Annotated in this window: 15 protein-coding genes; 9 read left to right on the top strand and 6 right to left on the bottom strand. The window is 54.4% G+C overall.

Going from position 1 to position 19,640, the window contains the following annotated elements; all coding sequences use genetic code 11:
- Positions 1–2: 2 nt before the first annotated feature.
- From HBA55_RS06345 to hmpA, 4 genes are all read right to left on the bottom strand, one after another.
- Positions 3–2,051: a flagellar basal body FlgE domain-containing protein gene (locus tag HBA55_RS06345; protein ID WP_166988557.1), complete on the bottom strand. Its 2,049-nt coding sequence runs from the start codon at positions 2,049–2,051 to the stop codon at positions 3–5.
- A 105-nt stretch (positions 2,052–2,156) separates the two neighbouring features.
- Positions 2,157–4,952 carry a flagellar basal body FlgE domain-containing protein gene (locus HBA55_RS06350; protein WP_166988559.1) on the bottom strand — a complete coding sequence of 932 codons (2,796 nt, stop codon included), beginning with the start codon at positions 4,950–4,952 and terminating at the stop codon, positions 2,157–2,159.
- A gap of 284 nt (positions 4,953–5,236) precedes the next feature.
- Positions 5,237–6,766: a YHYH protein gene (locus HBA55_RS06355; protein WP_166988561.1), complete on the bottom strand. Its 1,530-nt coding sequence runs from the start codon at positions 6,764–6,766 to the stop codon at positions 5,237–5,239.
- 98 nt (positions 6,767–6,864) lie between these two features.
- Positions 6,865–8,058, bottom strand: coding sequence for an NO-inducible flavohemoprotein (hmpA, locus tag HBA55_RS06360; RefSeq protein WP_166988563.1), 1,194 nt, complete (start codon positions 8,056–8,058; stop codon positions 6,865–6,867).
- Between the two features lie 318 nt (positions 8,059–8,376).
- Between hmpA and norR the strand changes: the two genes are divergently transcribed.
- Entirely contained in the window at positions 8,377–9,921 is a 1,545-nt protein-coding gene (norR, locus tag HBA55_RS06365; protein ID WP_166988565.1) for a nitric oxide reductase transcriptional regulator NorR, read from the top strand.
- Positions 9,922–9,931: 10 nt separating this feature from the next.
- Here norR and HBA55_RS06370 read toward each other — a convergent pair whose 3' ends face one another.
- Positions 9,932–10,756 carry a mechanosensitive ion channel family protein gene (locus HBA55_RS06370; protein ID WP_166988567.1) on the bottom strand — a complete coding sequence of 275 codons (825 nt, stop codon included), beginning with the start codon at positions 10,754–10,756 and terminating at the stop codon, positions 9,932–9,934.
- Between the two features lie 161 nt (positions 10,757–10,917).
- On the opposite strand from HBA55_RS06370, the gene HBA55_RS06375 reads away from it, so the two are divergent.
- The 5 genes from HBA55_RS06375 (at position 10,918) to HBA55_RS06395 (ending at position 16,035) form a co-directional block, all read left to right on the top strand.
- Positions 10,918–12,234 (top strand): DUF2252 family protein, encoded by a 1,317-nt coding sequence (locus HBA55_RS06375; RefSeq protein WP_166988569.1) that lies wholly within the window; start codon positions 10,918–10,920, stop codon positions 12,232–12,234.
- 94 nt (positions 12,235–12,328) lie between these two features.
- Positions 12,329–12,991 carry a TetR/AcrR family transcriptional regulator gene (locus HBA55_RS06380; RefSeq protein ID WP_166988571.1) on the top strand — a complete coding sequence of 221 codons (663 nt, stop codon included), beginning with the start codon at positions 12,329–12,331 and terminating at the stop codon, positions 12,989–12,991.
- 35 nt (positions 12,992–13,026) lie between these two features.
- The gene (locus tag HBA55_RS06385) at positions 13,027–13,953 is read left to right on the top strand and encodes an HlyD family secretion protein (RefSeq protein ID WP_240945939.1); all 927 of its coding nucleotides are present in this window, start codon (positions 13,027–13,029) and stop codon (positions 13,951–13,953) included.
- The gene (locus tag HBA55_RS06390) at positions 13,950–14,900 is read left to right on the top strand and encodes an ABC transporter ATP-binding protein (RefSeq protein WP_166988575.1); all 951 of its coding nucleotides are present in this window, start codon (positions 13,950–13,952) and stop codon (positions 14,898–14,900) included. The genes HBA55_RS06385 and HBA55_RS06390 overlap by 4 nt, the downstream gene beginning before the upstream one ends.
- Complete coding sequence (locus tag HBA55_RS06395; protein ID WP_166988577.1) at positions 14,884–16,035, top strand: ABC transporter permease; 1,152 nt, start codon at positions 14,884–14,886, stop codon at positions 16,033–16,035. The genes HBA55_RS06390 and HBA55_RS06395 overlap by 17 nt, the downstream gene beginning before the upstream one ends.
- Here the strand turns inward: HBA55_RS06395 and HBA55_RS06400 are convergent.
- On the bottom strand, positions 16,032–16,454 hold the full coding sequence (locus HBA55_RS06400) for a hypothetical protein (protein ID WP_166988579.1): 423 nt from the start codon (positions 16,452–16,454) through the stop codon (positions 16,032–16,034). The two genes, HBA55_RS06395 and HBA55_RS06400, sit on opposite strands and share 4 nt — an antisense overlap.
- 164 nt (positions 16,455–16,618) lie before the next feature.
- Between HBA55_RS06400 and HBA55_RS06405 the strand changes: the two genes are divergently transcribed.
- The 3 genes from HBA55_RS06405 to HBA55_RS06415 all read left to right on the top strand — a co-directional run bounded on the left by HBA55_RS06405 (position 16,619) and on the right by HBA55_RS06415 (position 19,633).
- Positions 16,619–16,981: a hypothetical protein gene (locus HBA55_RS06405; RefSeq protein WP_166988581.1), complete on the top strand. Its 363-nt coding sequence runs from the start codon at positions 16,619–16,621 to the stop codon at positions 16,979–16,981.
- Between the two features lie 115 nt (positions 16,982–17,096).
- Positions 17,097–18,380, top strand: a complete 1,284-nt coding sequence (locus tag HBA55_RS06410) for a TolC family protein (RefSeq protein WP_166988583.1) — start codon at positions 17,097–17,099, stop codon at positions 18,378–18,380.
- The gene (locus HBA55_RS06415) at positions 18,377–19,633 is read left to right on the top strand and encodes an efflux RND transporter periplasmic adaptor subunit (RefSeq protein WP_166988585.1); all 1,257 of its coding nucleotides are present in this window, start codon (positions 18,377–18,379) and stop codon (positions 19,631–19,633) included. The genes HBA55_RS06410 and HBA55_RS06415 overlap by 4 nt, the downstream gene beginning before the upstream one ends.
- Positions 19,634–19,640 lie beyond the last annotated feature (7 nt).

Raw genomic sequence — 19,640 nt, forward strand, 5'->3', positions numbered from 1 at the left:
TGTTAGAAAAAGTCCTCGGCCCCATACACCAGATGCGCTGCCCCGGTGATATCGATCATCAACATGTCATCAAAGCCGTCGTTGTTGACATCACCGGCAGATTGGATCAATGCTTCAACATCCGTGAATTGGACGGCCTCTTCCTGAGAGAAATAGGCCAGGTCGACCTGCTCCTCAAAGCCGTCAGATTTCCCAAAGATCAGGTAGGCGTTGCTGCCACCGGCACGATCAGTGGCGGAGAAGTCGTCAAGGCCGTCACCGTTGACGTCGCCGACCGTCGTGACCGACCAATTGGCATCGGGGTTGCCGCTATCGAAAAAGACACTGCCTCGTTCGCCCAGACTGTCCAGGGCGATTTCCGGTTCCCAGGTGCCGGTACGGCCGTAAATCAGGTAAAACTGATAATCGCTGGGGTCTGGAACCCCAACATCATAGGGTATCGTTTCAGGCACGATAAACAGATCCTGAATTCCATCCCCGTTAGGATCTCCCGAGGGAGCATATTCAAACCTGTCTCCATAAAACAGCTCTTCCTGTGAATCCAGGGTATGCTGCTTCAAAAGAGTTCCCTGTTCGCCATCCAGTTGCGGAAGTACGAAGGCCCCATCTTCAATCTCGACATCACCAAACAACAGATAGAGATGGTTACCGTTCGAGAGGCTGCCAAGACCACCATTTTGGTAAGTGTCTTTAATCGAAAAGAACTCATCATACTGAGTCGTTCCGGCGAGATCGATCACGAAGTTGGAACTGGTAAGGTAGGGGAACACCACCGGAGGTGAAGTAGCATCGATGTCTCCCATCAAGGAGCCATTGTACTGACCCGATGAATCCCGGGGAGCCCAATTGGTAATCAGTAAAGTGGCATCGGTTTCCGTGGTGAGTTCGCCGTGCTCATCAAACTGCAGGGTAAAACTTGCCTCTGAAGCATCCTCACCAGGCCCCTTCGGATTGCCTACGTCATAGCCGTCAATTCTTACAACCAGATTCCAGATATTCAGTGCGGCCTCGGGTGCAGAAGAATCTTCCTGAGCTCTTGTAAAGTACAGAGACATCGTGTGCTTGTTCCCAAGACTGTCGAAGATATTCTGATCAATTTGAAAGTTAAACCCATCGGAATCCGTTGGTGCAGATTCCCCGGCATCCAGGTTTAAGGACACTCGGGAAATTGTCGTCGGATATGGACTCAAGTGGGAACGGGCAATCAAACCGGTATCATCGACACCGTCCCCATTTATGTCTCCCACTGATGTCGCTGTGACCACCTGCCAGGGTGGATCAGGATTAAACGAGATATTGCCCACATCGACGGTATCATCTAAGTCCTCTACAACCACCTCGATTTGTCGCTGCGCAGTTTCCTCATTTTCGTAGATAACCGTTAAATTTAGGCTGACGGATTCTTCGCTCTCGGCATTCAGAAAATGGCCGTCTTTTAACTTAAGTTGACCTTCAACCACCTCAAAGCGCTCGTCGTCAACGTTGATTTCCTGAACGCTGCTATCCAGCTCTATTACCGTCACGTCACCAACCAGCGCCTTCACCAGATTTTCTGGAATACTCAGCCCATCATCGGGAGTATCATCTTCGACAAAAATCATCTCCGCGGTACCACCAACGGTTTCCACGGTTGCGGTTGCCTGATCGCGGTCGTAATCATTGAAAGCCAAGTAAGTATAGTCTTGGGCAGCAGCCACCTTGGCATCCAGAACTTCACGATCCTCGCTGGATGCGCCATCGATTAACGCCAACACCAACTGATCCGCATTCACACCGGAGCCACCACCTGATACCCAATAATCCAAACCTTCACTCAGCGGATATCGTGAGAACAGACGCGCGTAGAGCTCCGCTACTAAATGCAGTCGGTCCAATTGACCCAATCCATTGGTGTATTCGGGTTGTTGGTTGACAATATTGGCACGCAGCTGTTCGAGCGTAAGCAAACCTTGCTGGATTTCACTTTCCCAATATGACAGCCCCTCGTAGTCCGCTGCGCGGCCGAGAAGGCCGATGTAAATTTCCTGGATAGAATTTCTGATGTCCGACACGATCGATGACTCCCTTACTGTTGTCGCTAACCAGCCCCCGCAACTTAGCGGGTTCCCTCTGATACTTTATGTCAGATCAAGTACCAGATAACAGATTATTTACCTTCAAAAGAACTGTTCTGACCCATAAATGATATGAGCCACTCCGAGCACGTCGATGGCTACAATATCATCATAACCATCATTATTTATGTCACCTGCTGGGCGCAGGGGTTCGGAAACATGTTCGAACAGAACTCCTTCGCTGGGATGAAGCTGACTGAGTTCCATATGCTCGCCAAGACCATTTTCCTGTCCGAAGATCAGATAACTTTGCTGATCCACCGACGCCGCAATATCATCGTAGCCGTCCCCGTTGACATCGCCCATGGCGTTTAACTGCCAGAGTTCATCGCTTAACCAACTCAATGAAAATTCGGTCCCCAAATCTGAAATATCGTCTAGCGACAAGGCGGGATGCCAGCCGTCATCCTGCCCGTAAATCAGATAGAACTGGTTGTCGTATGTCGCAGACGGTTGAAATGGATTGAAACTCTCTATGGGAGCGATCAGCAGATCGCTGAAGCCGTCTCCATTGACGTCACCGGCATTGGCGATGAATAAATTGCTTGGGGAAAGTGGAGTATCGTTGCTGTCTTCTTCGAACTGTCGGATGGTAAACCCGTTGCTTCCGTCCAGATCTTCTGGAGAAAGACTGGTGACTTCAGTTCCCTCCGAACCAAACAGAACGTAGACTTCGCTGGTGTTGGACTGAAGAGCATCCCCTGCGGGAAAGCCATTCTGTTCGACTGAATACTCAATAAACTGACCGCTGAATTGTGTGGAGTCTGAGATTTCTATCACGAAATTCGAAGACGTTGGTATTGGACCGAAGGGTGGAGTGCTCTGGCTGTCGGGACCCAGCGCACCGTTGGAGTTGCCGTTTTCGTCCAGTGGAGTCCAGTTGGTGATAGCCAGATCATGATCAGACGCTGATAGTAGATGCCCGTCACTTCCAAATTGAATTTCGAAAACCGCATGTGTTGGATGGGTACCGCCTTGCGCGGGGTTTCCGACATCCTCCCCATCGATCAGTACGTAGAGGTTCCATGTATTAGCGGACGCTTGAGGGGAAAAGGGGTCTGTTCTATTTTTTGCAAAGTAGAATGACAGCTGATGGGCTTCGCCCAAGCTGTCGAAAATTGTGGTGGACGTTGCCCAATGATAGGTATCGGGATCATCTGGATTAAAATCAATGCCAGCTACCGGTGTCAGCCCTCCCCAGTAGTCATCACCAGCGGCGATATCAGAGACGGTAACGCCATCCTCTACTTCTATTCTCAATTCACCGGAATACACATAGTAATCTGTATTCACCATAACTTGCGTGGCAGCGGGAGCCAGAGGCCTCAGTAGAAAATCGACTCCCAGGGTTAAGGGCTGCACATCACCCACCATACCCGCGAGAAGAATATCCGCTCCAGTATCGGAAACGATCGTGATTTCATTCGTTACACTATCGAGTTCAGCGGATAAATTGGACAAGCCCGCATAATTGATGGCATCGACTATTTGCTGTAGATGGCTCGGAACACTTCCCCCAGGGGATTGCAGCGTAACTTGAACGTTATTTGGAATGGCTGCGGCTTGCTCCCGCACAGATATATCGTAGGTTTCTCCATCTGCCGTGGTGAGAGCGCTTAATCGAACCGCAGTATGGCCAGCCGCTAACAGCCCGTAGTTATTGTTCTGTGATTCCTGATTGATGTGCTCTACGACTTGGGCCGCTGGCGCATTGTTAAAACTGGCATCGAAGGTCAACCTATCTGTCGATATCACCGAGACGATATTCAAGTCTCCCGGCACCGTTACCCCGTTAATTCGGTCCACCAGTGCCGGCCTGGCCGCAACCGTACCTACTGTCACTTCTAAGGCATCCACACTATAGGTGTTGGCAAACACCAGATTTATGGGCGGCGCCTGACTCGCATCAAGATTAACCGTCAACTGAACCCGCTCGGTTTGGGTTGTCCTCAACACATCCAAATTGGCAACCACAGCGGTATCGGTCTTACCATCACCATTGATATCCCCAATATTGACGGGCTGCGAATCCAACTGCCAGGGATGCTCCACCTCAAAGCTCAATCCACTACCCTGCTCACCGTGCAGAAAGTCGAAATGGTCTTCCTCATTTTCCACCAGGACAGGGACCTCTGTCTCAACGCTCAAGCCGTCCTCGTCTATTGCGGTCAACGTTAGTTCGATAAGGTATTCCTGATCGGCGTCTATAAACTGGTCGTCTTTCAGTTTTAGTTGTCCGTCAACGATTTCAAAACGTTCATCGTCGACGGAAAGAACATGTTCCGAACTGTCAATATCCTGAACCGATACGGTTCCCAGCACGGACCCCATTTGATTTTCGTGCAGAAGCAAGTAAGCATCGGGAGTCTCATCCTCTACCAATACCAACGTGGGCGCTGCACCAATGCTGGCCACCGCGTCTGCAGCTTGCTGTGGTTGGTATCCGTCACCACTGGTCTGGGTGTACTCCTGCGCAGCCGCCACCTTGCCGTCCAGCGTTTCGCGATCTGCCGGTGAAGCTCCGGCAATCAAAGCCAATACCAGTTGATCAGCATTGACAGTGGCACCACCGCCCGACACCCAATAATCCAGACCGCTGGCTTCCGGGTGCCGGGAAAACAACTGAACATAAAGCGCCTCAACCAGTTGCGCTCGGTCCAGCTGCCCCAAACCATTGATATATTCCGGTTGCTCGTTAACAATATTGGCCCGCAGTTGCTCCAGCGTCATTATCCCTTGATTGATCTCGGCCTCCCAATATTGCAGCCCCGAAATAGCTGCCGCACGGCCCAGCAGTCCGATATAAATTTCCTGGATCTGATCAGAAATAGAAACCATAGGTAACGTCCTTGTGAAAGATGATTGGCTACGGAGCATTTTGTGACAGTAGGACACCCGCAGAGGGTTTATCCGCTACAGCACACGGAACTTGAAGTCCGAAAAGAAACAATTAAAGGGAGGATTGAGTTAAAACTGGAAACCGTCCATGGGGAAAGCGCAAAAAACATGCGGGCCACTCCTTGTGCCTGCGATACCACGTGTATAACGTTGAGTACCGATTCGTCAGTAGAACCGGCACTGTATCAAGTCCGGGGCAGGATTGCCATGCCCCGGAATGATGCTTACTTGCGGAAAGACGTATCCACCTCCCCCTTCAGGCACTTGAGCACCCAGGGATAGGTGTCGGTTACGAAGTAACCATACTGACCGTTAACCGTCATGCCGTTGCACTCGTCCAGATCGCCGGCGTCAGTAAAGATCCAGTCGTCGACATAAGTACCGTCAAAGTCTCCGCCTGGATTAGTGTTAGTTCTGGTGCCGCGACTGCCCGCACGCAGGGTATAACCGGATTCCGCTTTGCGCACCATGCCGGTATCCGGATCGAGAAAGTAACTGCCAAAGATTGGAAAACCGTCCGCAGCGAAACCAATCACGGGCGATCCTTCGGGCCCAGGATGCTCGTCAAATAACGCCATGGGGTTTCCGTGATAGTGATAAGTACCGTCCGGTTGGGTGTGCGCGTTGTGACTGTCAGTACCAAAGCCATTGCCCTCAGCCAATGGATCCAGGAGCCAGTCGTCAAGATTGGCATTACAGCCAATGGGGGTATTACCATCCTGATCAGCCATGGGATCATTGGGGTTATAACAACCGGCTGAAAGCAGATCCAGCACCACACCATTAAGCATCACGGCATCGTAATATTGTTGGCTGATTTCAGTAGCGGTGTTGGCAAAGACCGGATCCCGGGGCAGTCGAAAGGTGCGTTGAATCTCCGCAACGTCGGTGGCAAAGCGGGCGCTGGCATCGTTAAAGTCATGATTGGGAATAGAGTTGGACAGCAACTCGCAGCTATCATCATCGACACTGATACTGACACTCATTTCGAAGCCCAGACTGCGCTGAATATCGAGTACCGATGCCTGGTAGTCGTTGCTGTAGCTGGCACAATCAGCATTGGTATCGGTGAGTATCACATCGTAGACGTCCACAGGCCCATCCGGCAATTCCCATTCTGCCAGCACCTCATCGATAAACTCAGTTGCTGCCAGCACACTGTCGGCGCTGGCTGTTACATCGGCAACAACGGTTTGAGCCACGCTTATAAAATCGCCTTCGCTCACATAGTCCGCAGCCAAAGACGTAAAGTACTCGGCAACATCCACCTTGTTGCTCAGCACCAGTCGATCTTCCGATACCTGTGATCCTGACGCATCTTCATCTTGCACAGCATTGATAATCGCATTAACCATTTGGTCGGCATTGATACGCCCCTCATCCAGCTCCTGGACCCAGTAGGCCAAACCGGCAGCTGCCGGTTCCCGCTCAAGAAGATTTCGGTATAGCGTTGTAACCAGTTCGGTGTTGCTGAGTGAACCATAGATGCTGACGTATTCCACCTGCTCCGTGAAGGATGCTCGAGTGTTTTCCAGTGTAAAGGTGCCCTCAAGGATTTGATCGGTCCAATAGTCCAATCCCGTTTGAGCTGCTGCACGCCCCAGAATGCCGATATAGAGTTCTTGAATCTGCCGTTCCACTTGATCGCGGGTGGCTTGCTCTTGGCCAAAGCTCATTGAACTCGCCAGCGCCACTGCACCCAAAAGGATATAACGGACTGATCGTTTGAAGATACCGGGTACATTGGACGTCATTGTAGAAAGCTCCTGCGGGTGCCATTGGGGTTTGTCAGGGTCGATACTAACAAGATCCCTGACAAACAATTTGCACAAAATGTGCAAACAAATGGCAATCAGGCCGCCACGACGTCTTCCGCCGACTCCAGTTCCTGCAATGGCCCGAAGAACTCATAACGCACTTGCTCAGGCGGAAGTTTCAGTACTTTCAGGGAGCGGTTGATCGACTGCATAAATGGCTTGGGACCCAGAAAATACAGATCCACATCCCGATGCTCCGGCAACAACTGCTCCAAGATGTGCTGATCAAAGAATCCGGTGAGGTGGCTCTCGTCGCCATCGTCAGGCTCGCTATAGCAGTAAGTCACCTGAAGATTCTCGTGTCGATCACTCAACTCATCCACCCAGCCTCTAAATGCATGGGTCGCTGAGTTCAGAGCACCGTGGATAAAATGCACAGGTCGACCGGAGTCCAGTGCCGGCTGCAACATGCTGATGGCCGGTGTGATACCAACCCCGCCCGTGAGCAACACCAACGGGCGCTGATGCTCGTTGAGTATAAACTCACCACAAGGCTGGGTCAGTTGAACCCGGTCGCCGGCCTGTAACTGATCGTGCATATGGTTGGACACCAGGCCATTTGCCTCGCGCTTAACACTGAGTCGAAAGTAAGGTTCCCCCGGGGAGTTCGACAGCGAATAGTTACGGCGAACCTCCTTGCCGTCGATCGACAGCGTGATCGCCGTGTACTGGCCGGGTTTGAACAGAGGCAACTGTGCTCCGTCGGCAGGTTCAAAATAAAACGAGGTGATCACCTCACTTTCCCGCTCCTTTTTAACCAAAACAAATTCCCGCTCTCCGCGCCAGCCACCGGACTGGGACTCGTTGGCCCGATAGACCTCCTCCTCAGCCCCGATAAGGATATCAGCCAACTGCTGGTAGGCTGCCCCCCAGGCATTAATCACCTCGTCTCCCACGCCGAGTACTTCGCGAATCGCCTTGAGCAGACATTCCCCGACAATGGGGTAGTGTTCGGGCAGAATATTGAGTGAGGCGTGCTTGTGGATAATGACCGCCAGGGCATCCCCCAGCACTTCAAGCCTGTCCAGGTTTTCCGCGTAGGCGACCACGGCATTGGCCAGCGCCCGGCGCTGAGTCCCCTCCAGTTGGTGGGCCTCGTTAAAGTAGGCTTTGACTTGCGGATAGGCCTCAAACATCAGCGGGTAAAATACAGCGGTGATGTCCTCAGCATTGGCTTTGACCACCGGCAGGGTTTGCTTGATAACGTCTTTTACTTCATTGGGTAACATACAACTTCCTTTACTTGTTTCGTGCTTAATGAGTCTGTTGGCTATTTCTGATCAGCAGCAACGAGGTAGCCTTCCACCACCTTCACTTGATCACCGGGATTGCATACAACAGAAGAACTCCCATCAAACCGACACTCAGTTTTTTCATCATTTTCCCCTTTGGCTTATCGAGTGGGTTAGTCCGGTGAGGACACCGGCTCCACTCTCATATCAAACCTTATGCCAACCTGTAACCCATTGATTTTATTAGGGTTAAAATCACAAGTGTCTTAATAACAACAATCGTGATAATGTCTCAATGACAACAAAGAGGTTATTATGACAACCACTGCTTTTACCCGGGCCATGGTAGAGATCGTGGCCGATCTGTCCCGCCCGCTGACGGCAAGCCAACGCTACCAGCGCCTGCTGCAGGCGTTTAAAAGCACTTTTCCCTGCGATGCCACCGGACTGTTACAACTTCAGGGTCAGGGTCTGACTCCGCTCGCGGTTGAGGGCCTCAGCGACGATACCCTCGGGCGCTGCTTCGATGTGACCCAACACCCCCGTTTGGCCAAAATTCTGCACAGCCGCGAGCCTGTGCGCTTCGCCACCGATTGCGATTTGCCGGATCCTTATGATGGGCTGGTGGAAGATGCCCCCGGCACTCTGCCTGTACACGACTGCATGGGTGCGGCGCTATATATCGATGAACAACCCTGGGGGGTAATCACCTTGGACGCTATGGAGCCCGGGACCTTCGACCGCATCGACCCCCTGGAGCTGCGCGCGTTTATTCATGTCGCGGAGGCGAGTGTAAAAGTCGCCGGCCAGATCGAGCAGCTGGAATCTAGAATTCAACAGGAACACCAGATCACCAGAGCGGTGCTCAGTGATCAGCAGCAATCCATGGTGGGCAACAGTGCCAGCCTCAGGCAGTTGCAGCAGGAGATAGAAACCGTTGCACAATCGGATTTGTCGGTACTGGTTTGCGGTGAAACCGGTGTCGGTAAAGAACTGGTGGCGCGGCAGATCCACCATCTCTCCGCTCGAAACGAAGCGCCGCTGATCTATGTAAATTGCGCTGCACTGCCGGAAAATCTGGTGGAAAGCGAGATGTTTGGCCACGTTAAAGGGGCCTTTTCCGGAGCCCACCAGGCCCGCGCGGGCAAATTCGAACTGGCCGATGGCGGTACCTTGTTTCTGGACGAAGTCGGAGAAATTCCGCTGGTGTTACAGGCGAAATTGCTGCGGGCGCTGCAGAGTGGTGAAATTCAGCGGGTGGGCAGCGACCGCTACCTTCAGGTGGATGTACGTATTGTCGCCGCCACCAATCGGGATTTACAGCAGGAAGTCTCGGCCGGCCGATTCCGGGCAGACCTCTACCACCGACTCAGTGTTTACCCCATTGATGTGCCGCCTTTGCGCCAGCGAGGCAAGGATGTACTGCTGTTGGCGGGCCACTTTATGGAGGCTAACCGTCGCCGACTGGGCCTGCAGAGCGTGCGCCTGGACCAGGCCGCGAAAAAAGCTCTGCAGGCCTACGGCTGGCCGGGCAACATTCGTGAATTGGAACACAGTATCAACCGGGCTCTGCTCAAGGCGCGTCGCGACAACCATGGCAGAATCACCACTATTGGCTGTCAGCACCTGGATATTACACCTGCAGAAACGGCGCCCATCGTGATATTGCAGGATTCAGAACGTGACAACCCATCGACCGTCGAAGTGGATTTAAAATCCGCCACGGATGATTTTCAACGCCGAATCATCAACCAGACTCTGGAGCGGCACGATGGCAATCAGGCCCAGGCCGCCAGGGCGCTGGGCGTTGATCGCAGCAACTTTTATCGTCTGTTGAAGCGGCTCGGGCTCAGAGACTGAAGTTTAGAGCTCAGTCCGCATCCACAGCAATCATATGCACATCCCGTTGCGGGAACGGGATAGTGCAGCCGGCGGCTTCCACCGCCGCCTTAAGCGCGGGGCGGGCATCAAAGAAGAAGCTCCAGTAATCTTCAGTTTTGACAAACCCCCGCACCAGGAAATCCACAGAGCTGGAGCCCAGATCCACAACCGCCACCACATTATCCTGGTCATCGAGGATACGCGGGTCGTCTGCCAACACCTTTTCCATCGCCACTTTGGCATTGCCCAAATCGTCACTGTAGGAAACGCCAATCGCCACCTCCACCGCGCGGATTTCGCTACGGGTGTGATTTATGATGCTGCCATTGGCAAGCGGGCCATTGGGCAAAATCAAGGTCCGCTTGTCGAAGGTTTCCAAAGTCGTCACAAAAATACCAATATCCTTGACGATGCCCTCAAGGCCTTGAGCCTCCACATAGTCGCCGACTTTGATGGGCCGGAAGATCAGAATCATGACGCCGCCGGCAAAGTTGGACAAACTGCCCTGCAGCGCCAGCCCCACCGCCAAACTCGCTGCACCCAAAACGGCGACAAAGGAGGTGGTTTCGATACCGACCATTGAGGCAACGGTGATGATCAGCAGCACCTTGAGCAGAACATCGATGGCGCCGCCGATAAACTGCGCCAAGGTTTCATCCGGGGTATGTTTCAGCAGCGAACCGCTGATCAGCGGGGTCACCTTTTTGATCAGTTTCAGGCCGATGATCAGCACCACCAGCGCCACTAGCACTTGGGTACCGTACACGGCAATCAGATCCTTGAGTTGGAAGTATTGTTGTTCCAGTGAGTTCATATTGTTTTCCTCGACAGCGTCCGGTTCTGTACAGCACAGGTATTCACTATCAATGATAGTGAGTTAGCGTCCCCCGGCAAGTTCATTTTCGTGACATTGAAACCGCCAGGACGGCGCTATACCATATTTACCGCATTCTCAGACACGGAGTGAGAGCAGCGATGCAAGCGCGCAAAACGTTTCTGGCCGAATTTCTTGCCCGGGTGGATGGAGTCTCGCCCCCCAAGCGCCTTCCCAAGCACGTCAAAATGGCGACCAGCCCGTTCGTGTTCTTCCGCGGATCCTCGCAGCTGTTTTACAAGGACATCCACTCCGGCCTGATCGATATTCCGCAGTCGCTCTGTGATATTCCCAAAACCACCATCATCGGTGACTGCCACACTTCCAACTTTGGGTTCCTGACCGAAGAAGGCTCCCACGGCGACTCTGTGATTTTCAGCCCCAATGACTATGACGACGCTTGCATCGGTCATGCCGTATGGGATCTTCTGCGTTACTGCACCAGTTTGCGCCTGTGCGTATCCCACTGTCGCGGGCGGGTTGAAGGGCGCATCGCCGGTGACAAAGAGGTTGCCGGTAAGCCTGCGGTCGAAACGGCGCAAGCAGACACCGCTATTACCGCCTTTTTACAGGCTTACCTCGCCACCTGCACAGAGAGCCTGACCGCCGACGAATTTTACCTGCGGGCGATTCAATCACTGCCAGACACCCATATCGTCTCCAAGCGCTACCAAAAAGCTCTGCGGCGCGCTGCCGGTGGTGCGGAATTTGACACCGGCAGCTCGCTGGCAAAAGCCGTGGATCTCAGCAGTCTGCCCCTGCGTTTTCGAGATCGGAAAGATCGCTTTGAAGCCGTCAACGGGCAACTGCGTGAGCAGTTTCGGAGCACCTTCGCTCCCTATGTGGACGACCAAATCCTTGATCTGGTGGCGCGCCTGAACGCCGGTACCGGCTCGGTAAATCTGGAACGCTACTATCTGCTGGTTGGGCCTGCGGTTCCTCTGCCCCGCTCCCCGCAGCTCTACCATGTTGTGGAGGTAAAACAACAAAGAGCGGCCGCCCCCCTGTACTTCTTTGATGATCTGTCGCCTAACAACCGACTCAATCCCGCCCATTTGACCGTCATGTGTCAGCGGCGAATGCAGCGTCGGCCGGATCTCGTCCTGGACGAGGTGGAATGGCAGGGTAAGCACTGGTTGGTGCGCTCCCGTCATCACGCCAAGGTGGGTATCGATCCGGAGCATATCGCCATCGGCAAAAAAGCCCGCAAGGGTGGCTTTGAAGACTACGCCGCCCTCTGTGGTCGGGCTCTGGCCATCGCCCACTGCCGTGGTGATCGTCGTTCGACCTTGTTCGAACAGGCCGTCGTAGAGGTGCTTCCCGACGGGTTCGACGCGCTGCGGCAACTGAGTGATGACTACGCCCGGCAAGTACAGGCGGACACTGGTCTGCTGCGGGAGCTGCTGGTCGCCGATTAATCAGAGCAGCGATATTGATGAATTGTTGAGCTTGCGACTGCGGCCCCAATACCCTATTTTTTAATCAAAGTGATTAATTATCGGGAAATTCGGTATGCCTAGCCAACATCCGCGCGGTCGGGCCGGGCGCCCCAGGGGTGACTCCGGCGCGCGCCAACAGTTGATCGATGCGGCCCGCAGGCTGTTTACCACACTGCCGTTCAAAAAGGTCTCCACCCGTATGGTGGCTGAATCCGCTGGTGTTAATGCGGCGCTGATCCATTACTACTTTGGTGACAAAGCCGGTTTGTTTGAGCATATGCTGCGCGAAACCCTGGCGCCGGTGGCGACTTTTTTTCAGCGTTCGCCCGGCGAGCCCCACCAGAGCCTTGAAGACTTTATGCGCAGCTTTGCCCAAACCATGGCCCCCAACCCGGATGTACCCAAATTGGCGATGCGGATTATGTCGGAACAGGATGATGACCAGCGCCCCATCATCGAAAAGGTGATGGGGGAAGTGGCCACCAATTTGAGCGATCAGCTTTTCAACAACCCGGTCACCCTCGCGCAGATGCGCCCCGGTGTTTCCCCTCAAATGGCCCGCCTGACCATCTTCAGCCTGCTGCTGTTCCCGTTTATTGCGCCGGCAGCAGCTCTGAAGATTCATGGCATAGAGTTGAATGCGGAAAAAGTCCTGCAATTGGTGGAACACAATATTGATGTGCTGAAAAACGGCCTGTTGAAAAAAGATGACGCAACCGACGAGGCGACTGAATAATGCCAACATTAGCTCGGATAAAAGTCCTAATAGGGATGGCAATCTGTCTGCTGTTGCTGGCAGCTTGTAACCAGGATCAACAACAGCAAGCCCTTGGCACGGTCGAACGGGATCGGATTCGCCTGTCGGCCACGGCGGCTGAAGTCATCACCGCCATCCATGTCAGCGAGGGCCAGCAGGTCTCCGCAGGCACCCCCCTGTTGCAACTGGATGATCGCCTGCAGCGGGCTAGGGTTCAACAAGCCAAGGCGGAAGTGGCCAGAGCCCAGGCCTATCTGCTGCAGTTGCAAAATGGTGCTCGCGCCGAAGAACTGGCCTCTGCCCGTGCACGGGTGGATAACGCCGAAGCCCGTCTGGAAGAGAGCGAAAAAGCCTACCGTCGCACCGTTACCCTGGAAGCGAAAAAGGTCCTGGGGCAGGCAGATCTTGACCGTGCCCTGGCACAAAGGGACGCGGCTCGGGCTACTCTGGAGGACGCCCGCGAGCAGCTCACGCTGTTGGTCAAAGGCACACGACCGGAACAGCTCGCCCAGGCTGACGCCCAATTGCAGGCCGCCAACGCCACTCTTGCTCTTGCGCAAGAACAGCTACAAGATCTGACACTGACTGCCACCCGTGATGGCCGCATTGACAGCTTGCCCTGGAAACTGGGGGAACGGGTCAACATCGGAGCCAGTCTGGTGATTCTGCTGGCGGAGGGCAATCCCCACATACGAGCCTATGTGCCCGAATCCAAACGTGCCCTGTTGCAAACAGGCCAAACTCTGAGAGTTTCCGTCGACGGCATAGATCAGGAGTTTCAAGGACAGCTCAAGCGCATTCATCAGCAACCGGCCTTCACACCCTACTACGCCTTGACGGAGGAAGACCGCTCAAGATTGATGTACCTGGCCGAAATTCAACTTGGCGACGACGCCCGCCACCTACCCAGCGGCGTACCGGCGCAGGTGCACCTGAAATGACATCGCCTGCGATTGTTACCAAGGGTATGAGCCGGTATTTCGGCGACCACAAAGCCGTTGATGGCGTGGATCTGAATATTCCCAGCGGCAGCATTTATGGTTTTCTGGGCCCCAACGGCTGTGGCAAATCAACTTCTATTCGTATGCTGACGGGGCTGCTGACGCCGACCCGCGGCAGTGTAAAAGTACTGGGCTATGAATTGCCGCACCAAGCCGAAGCACTGCGTGTTCGCATTGGCTATATGACCCAGAAATTTTCACTCTACGCGGACCTTACAGTGAGAGAAAACCTCTACTTTGTCGGCCGCATCTACAATTTATCCGGCAAGGTACTTCGCGCGCGCGTCGACGAGCTTATGGTGCTTTATCATCTTGAAGCCATCGACAAGCAACTGGCGGGCAGCCTGAGCGGTGGTCAGAAACAACGCCTGGCCTTGGCCGCAGCCACCATTCACGACCCCGACCTGTTGTTTCTCGACGAGCCCACCTCTGCGGTTGACCCCGAAAACCGACGCGAGTTTTGGGAACGATTATTTGACTTATGTGGCGAGGGCAAAACCATTCTGGTCTCTACCCATTACATGGATGAAGCGGAACGATGCCACGGGTTGGCCATTTTGGAAAACGGCATTAAACGCGCAGATGGTTCACCACAGGCATTGATGCAACGAATGGGAGCCAACGTTATCGAAATCGATGGCGGCAACAACCAGTTGAGACAACTCAAAAATCAGTTGATCGCACGACCCGAAATAATCTCCGCCGCACAGCTGGGCACGCGTCTTCGCGTACTGGTAAGTTCGGAGGTGCCACAGCCTCTGATCTATTTGTCCAAACAGTTGGGAAGGGATGAGCAGAAAGCGCAGCGGCGGCTGCAACAGGTACGCCCAAGCCTCGAAGATGTGTTTGTCACCTGCACCGGTAACCGCAATGAATTTTCACCATAGAATCGCCGCCATTGTCAGCAAGGAGCTGCATCAACTGGCGCGGGACCAAATGACATTTGCCATGATTGTCATGATCCCCCTGGTGCAGTTGCTGCTGTTTGGTTACGCCATTAATACCGACGTAAGACACCTGCCCGCAGGACTGGTCAACCAAAGTCACAGTGCCTATGCCCGCCTGCTGGCCAACTCCGTGGAAGCCACTCAGGTGGTACAGTTTCACCACCACTATACCTCGGTCAAGGCCGCGGAACAGGCAATTACCCGCGGCGAGGTACGCGCCGTCTTGATTCTGCCCCAAGACTTTACTGAACGCCTGGCACAAGGCAAAACCCTGGGGCGGGAACAGCCACCCGTTAATGCGATGGATCGGCCGGAACAGCGCCCGGCAGCGCAATGGCTGGTGGATGGGTCAGACACCATGATTACAGCGGCAATTCGCGGGTTACGCAATATGCCCCTGGACGAACTGGTGGATCGCGAAGTCTATCAACCAGTGCCGAGCTTCGAGATGGTGCCTTACTTCAACCCGGAGCAGCGCAACGTGGTCAACATTGCACCGGGGCTGGTGGCGGTGATACTGTCGATGACGATGATTATGTTCACCTCCGCATCCCTGGTGCGGGAGCGTGAACAGGGCAATATGGAATTTTTGATCACCACCCCGGTGCGTCCGCTGGAGTTGATGATCGGCAAGATCATTCCATTTGTGTTTGTCGGCCTGGTTCAGGCGGGTATCGTCCTGGCGCTGAGTCACTGGGTGTTTCGCGTGCCCATTAACGGCAGCCTGCTGACCATTGGTATCGCCACCCTGCTGTTTATCATGGCCAGCCTGGTACTGGGGCTGTTAATCAGCATTCGTGCGCAGACCCAGCTACAGGCCATGCAAATGACCTTCTTTATTTTGCTGCCGTCGATCCTGCTATCGGGCTTTATGTTTCCCTACGAGGCCATGCCGGTCGCCGCACAGTGGATCGCGGAAGTACTGCCGGCCACCCACTTTGTCCGCACCATTCGCGGCGTGGTGCTGAGAGATGCGGACCTTGGAGATTTGATGCCGGATATCAGCTGGTTAATCGCCTTTGCTCTGTTGGGACTCTTGTTGGCAGCGCTGCGATTCAACAAACGCCTGGATTAGTTCCCCAACTCGATCTCATTGTCCACACACCAGTGCTTTAAGGCTTCGAGCTGGGCATCTTTTTCGAAGCTATACCACTGATCGATCATCCTGCGTTGCTGCAGTAGCTGTTTGAAGCGCCCGTAACCACCCCGCCAGCTGAACATGCGAGCGACGTTCTCCTCCTCTTCGGGCAGATAATAGCGGACAAATCGGATCGCCAGACGCTGGCCCAGGTCAAGCTCATGGGGATGAGGGATACACACATAGGCATCGGCGTCGTCGATATCGTCTGGCAGAGGCTCCAGATCATCGTCAAACTCGGAATGTAGGAAGAATTTGCCGGTTTTACGGCAAAAGTAGGCTTCATGGGTATAAGCGTCGCCAAAACTGACAAAGTCGAATGCGTCCACAATGTCGTCGAGTTTTACCTGCAACATGGAAACCTCCTCGGTAAAGCGAAACGGAGTGACATTAAGAGGGGTGACATTGGAAAGTGTAGTACCTCCGGCGCAATCCGGCCGTCAATTAGGGTTAAATCACTTCACATTGAGCTGCCAGACACTTATCATCCGGCATCCTGTTAGATTTGATTGCTTTGGCCATGCCGACAACCGCTCTTAAACCGCTGCTGATACTGACACTGTTTTTGCTGTGCCAGTTGAGTAACGCTGTGGTGGCGGACGCACATTTGCAGGATGGCTCTCACGGTAACGATTCCCCTCATGTACATCTGCCCCTGGATCACGTTCATAAGGTTGATCACGATGGGGAGCACATGGGTGCTTTCGATACCGAGCACCAACAGGAACATGAAGAAACCCATGTGCACCTGTGCTTCCACTTGCTGCCACTGCAGTTGAGTATATTTGATGCGATTGCGCCGCTGAACCCGCAGCATCCTGCCCTGCGTGAAGACTACCAGGGCCGTCGCCTGCGGCCCCCGGTTCCGCCACCCACCGCCTGACCACTCCTCACAATCCCTTTTTTGATTGACCGGTATCACCTGTCGGCACGTCTGCGCCCGCCCGTATTGAAAACAACCGTGGCGTCAGCCGACGGCGGATGCCTATGGAGTTGTTATGCATACAAACAAGTTACTATTGCTGCTCCTGGTGACCCTGGGCAGCGCACCTTTTGGAGCGGTATTCAGCGATACCACGGGCAAAGAGCCCGGCACGCTGACTCTGGAACGTGCCCTCCAGCAGACGCTGCAGCACCACCCGCTGTTGCAAGCCTACCCCTTTCAACAGCGTGCTGCCGAGGCATTGCGCCTGCAGGCCGGTTTACGCCCCACCCCAACAGTGAGTGTCAACCTGGCAAACCTCGCCGGCAGTGGCGAATTCACGGGTAACGAGCAATCCGAAATCACACTGACTCTAAGCCAGTTGATTGAGTTGGGTGATAAACGCCGGCGTCGGATTCAGCTACAGGACGCCCGCTGGCAACAGCAACAGGCAGAATATGAGTTGGTCCGACTCGACATACTTGCCCGAACGGGTGACCGCTATTATCGGGTCCTGCGTCTGCAGTCCTTGATTACCCTGAATCAGGAGCGGATCGAAATGCTGCAACAAGCCCAAGTGGTTATCGAGCAGCGCAGCCGTGCCGGTGCCGGCACAGAAGCCGACGTGGCCAGATTGCAGCTGGGATTGGCACAGGTCGAAGCTCGTCATCAACAGCTTGATGCGGAGCTGGGCCTTGCCCGCAACAGACTCAGCGCCATGTGGTTGCAGTCCGCAAACTTTACCAGGGTTGCGGGCGATCTCACCGCCTTGCCGCAACCACCCAAAGCCCAACAGCTACTGGAAAAACTTGAACGGGCACCCATGTGGATGCAATTGACGGCCAATCTGCGACAGGCGGACGCTCGGGTGGCACTGGCCAACGCCAACGGTCAATCCGATATTAGACTGGGCGTCGGCCTGCGTCAGCACAATGGCCCGCAAGACCAGGCATTGGTAGTGAATGTTTCCATGCCCTTGGCGCTATCCAACCCCAATCGTGGCCGGATCGCAGCCGCCTACGCGGAACGTGATAAAACCGAAGCCGTCAGTCAGCTGCAACGACAGCAGCTGCGCCTCAACTTGCTGGAACTTAGGGCACAACTGGACGCCCACTGGCAGAGAAACCAGGTGCTGCAGCGGCGACTGTTGCCCGCTGCAAGCAAGCTCCTGAGCGCAACGGAACAGGGCTATCGCCAGGGCCGTTACAGCGTCTTGCAATGGGCCGACGCCCAACAACAGCTGTTCAGCCTGAAGCGGGAACAGATCGACACCCAGCACGCCGTATTTCAGCAATTTCTCGAACTTGAACGCCTGACGGGCCAGCCGATGAATACCGCTGGCCAGGGAGACAACCCATGAATTTTTTACGCACAACCCATCCATTAATCACCGCCATGATGTACATCGCACTCGCTTCGGGCCTACTGCCAGCCAAAGTGCTGGCGGGGGGCGGTCATAGTCATCCGCGCGAGGCCGTCGAGCAGGAAGAGCTCAAAGGGCCTAACGGCGGTAAGCTGCTCAAGAAAGACGATCTCACCATCGAGGTCACCATCTTCGAACAGGGCATTGACCCGGAAATGCGCCTTTTCGCTTATCTGGCTGGTGAGCTGATCGCTCCAGAACAATGGCAGGCCGCAGTCAGGCTCAATCGTCTGGGTGGTGAACGTGACCAACTGAGCTTCCGGGCCGAAAAAAATTATCGCGTCAGTCAACAAATAGTACGCGAACCTCACTCCTATGAAGTCGAGGTTCAAGCCGTCGTGAACAATCGGAAGGCCAGCTGGCACTACGACAACTTTGAAGGCCGAACGCAAATCAGTCGCCGGCAACAGCAGGCCGCCGGTATCGTAGTGGAACCCTTGGGTAGCGGAACCCTGACGTTTACCGATCAACTGTTTGGCGTTATCGCGGCGCCGGAAAACAGCGTCTTTCACATCAACGCCCCCTACCCCGGCATTGTCGAGCGCATCCATGTGGCCACCGGCGATCACGTCAAGCGCGGCCAAAAGCTACTGACCATTCGCAACAGTCGCACCTTGCAAACGTATTCCATCAATAGCCCCGCTGACGGTGAAATCACGGCCCGCGCGGTGAACCAGGGGGACCGGACGGAGAAGGATGGGCTGCTGGAAATCACAGATCTGTCCCGGGTGTGGGTGGAAATGTCCGCCTTCCCGGAGAGCATCGAAAAACTTCAGCTGGGCCAGGGGGTTAGTGTTCGCGATATGCACGGTCATGATCTGGCTCGGGGCGAGGTAACCTATATCTCACCTCAAATGACCGGTGGCCATATCGCCCGCGCCCGCGCATTAATCAATAACCCCGATGGTCACTGGCGTCCGGGCATGCACGTGCGAGCGGAAATCGAGCTGGGACAACGCCAAGTACCCATGGCGGTAAAAACTACTGCCATTCAGAGCTTTCGCGATATGCCCGTGGTATTTGCCCGCTACGGCGATACGTTTGAAGTACGCATGTTGGAGCTGGGAGCAAAAGCCGGTGACCGAGTCGAGGTGCTGGGCGGCATCTTACCGGGCACCGAATATGTGACCGAAAACAGCTTTCTACTCAAGGCCGATGTACTGAAAGACGGCGCCAGCCACGACCACTGAGGATGAT

The sequence above is a fragment of the Pseudomaricurvus alkylphenolicus genome (assembly GCF_011683955.1).
Classification (GTDB): Bacteria; Pseudomonadota; Gammaproteobacteria; order Pseudomonadales; family Cellvibrionaceae; genus Pseudomaricurvus; species Pseudomaricurvus alkylphenolicus.

What these genes read in the sequence shown, in the direction of transcription:
- norR (WP_166988565.1), top strand. Translation starts at nt 8,377, where the DNA reads ATGACAACCACTGCTTTTACCCGGGCCATGGTAGAGATCGTGGCCGAT.
- HBA55_RS06415 (WP_166988585.1), top strand. Translation starts at nt 18,377, where the DNA reads ATGAATTTTTTACGCACAACCCATCCATTAATCACCGCCATGATGTAC.
- HBA55_RS06350 (WP_166988559.1), bottom strand. Translation starts at nt 4,952, where the DNA reads ATGGTTTCTATTTCTGATCAGATCCAGGAAATTTATATCGGACTGCTG.
- HBA55_RS06405 (WP_166988581.1), top strand. Translation starts at nt 16,619, where the DNA reads ATGCCGACAACCGCTCTTAAACCGCTGCTGATACTGACACTGTTTTTG.
- HBA55_RS06400 (WP_166988579.1), bottom strand. Translation starts at nt 16,454, where the DNA reads ATGTTGCAGGTAAAACTCGACGACATTGTGGACGCATTCGACTTTGTC.
- hmpA (WP_166988563.1), bottom strand. Translation starts at nt 8,058, where the DNA reads ATGTTACCCAATGAAGTAAAAGACGTTATCAAGCAAACCCTGCCGGTG.
- HBA55_RS06395 (WP_166988577.1), top strand. Translation starts at nt 14,884, where the DNA reads ATGAATTTTCACCATAGAATCGCCGCCATTGTCAGCAAGGAGCTGCAT.
- HBA55_RS06390 (WP_166988575.1), top strand. Translation starts at nt 13,950, where the DNA reads ATGACATCGCCTGCGATTGTTACCAAGGGTATGAGCCGGTATTTCGGC.
- HBA55_RS06355 (WP_166988561.1), bottom strand. Translation starts at nt 6,766, where the DNA reads ATGACGTCCAATGTACCCGGTATCTTCAAACGATCAGTCCGTTATATC.
- HBA55_RS06410 (WP_166988583.1), top strand. Translation starts at nt 17,097, where the DNA reads ATGCATACAAACAAGTTACTATTGCTGCTCCTGGTGACCCTGGGCAGC.
- HBA55_RS06385 (WP_240945939.1), top strand. Translation starts at nt 13,027, where the DNA reads ATGGCAATCTGTCTGCTGTTGCTGGCAGCTTGTAACCAGGATCAACAA.
- HBA55_RS06375 (WP_166988569.1), top strand. Translation starts at nt 10,918, where the DNA reads ATGCAAGCGCGCAAAACGTTTCTGGCCGAATTTCTTGCCCGGGTGGAT.
- HBA55_RS06380 (WP_166988571.1), top strand. Translation starts at nt 12,329, where the DNA reads ATGCCTAGCCAACATCCGCGCGGTCGGGCCGGGCGCCCCAGGGGTGAC.
- HBA55_RS06370 (WP_166988567.1), bottom strand. Translation starts at nt 10,756, where the DNA reads ATGAACTCACTGGAACAACAATACTTCCAACTCAAGGATCTGATTGCC.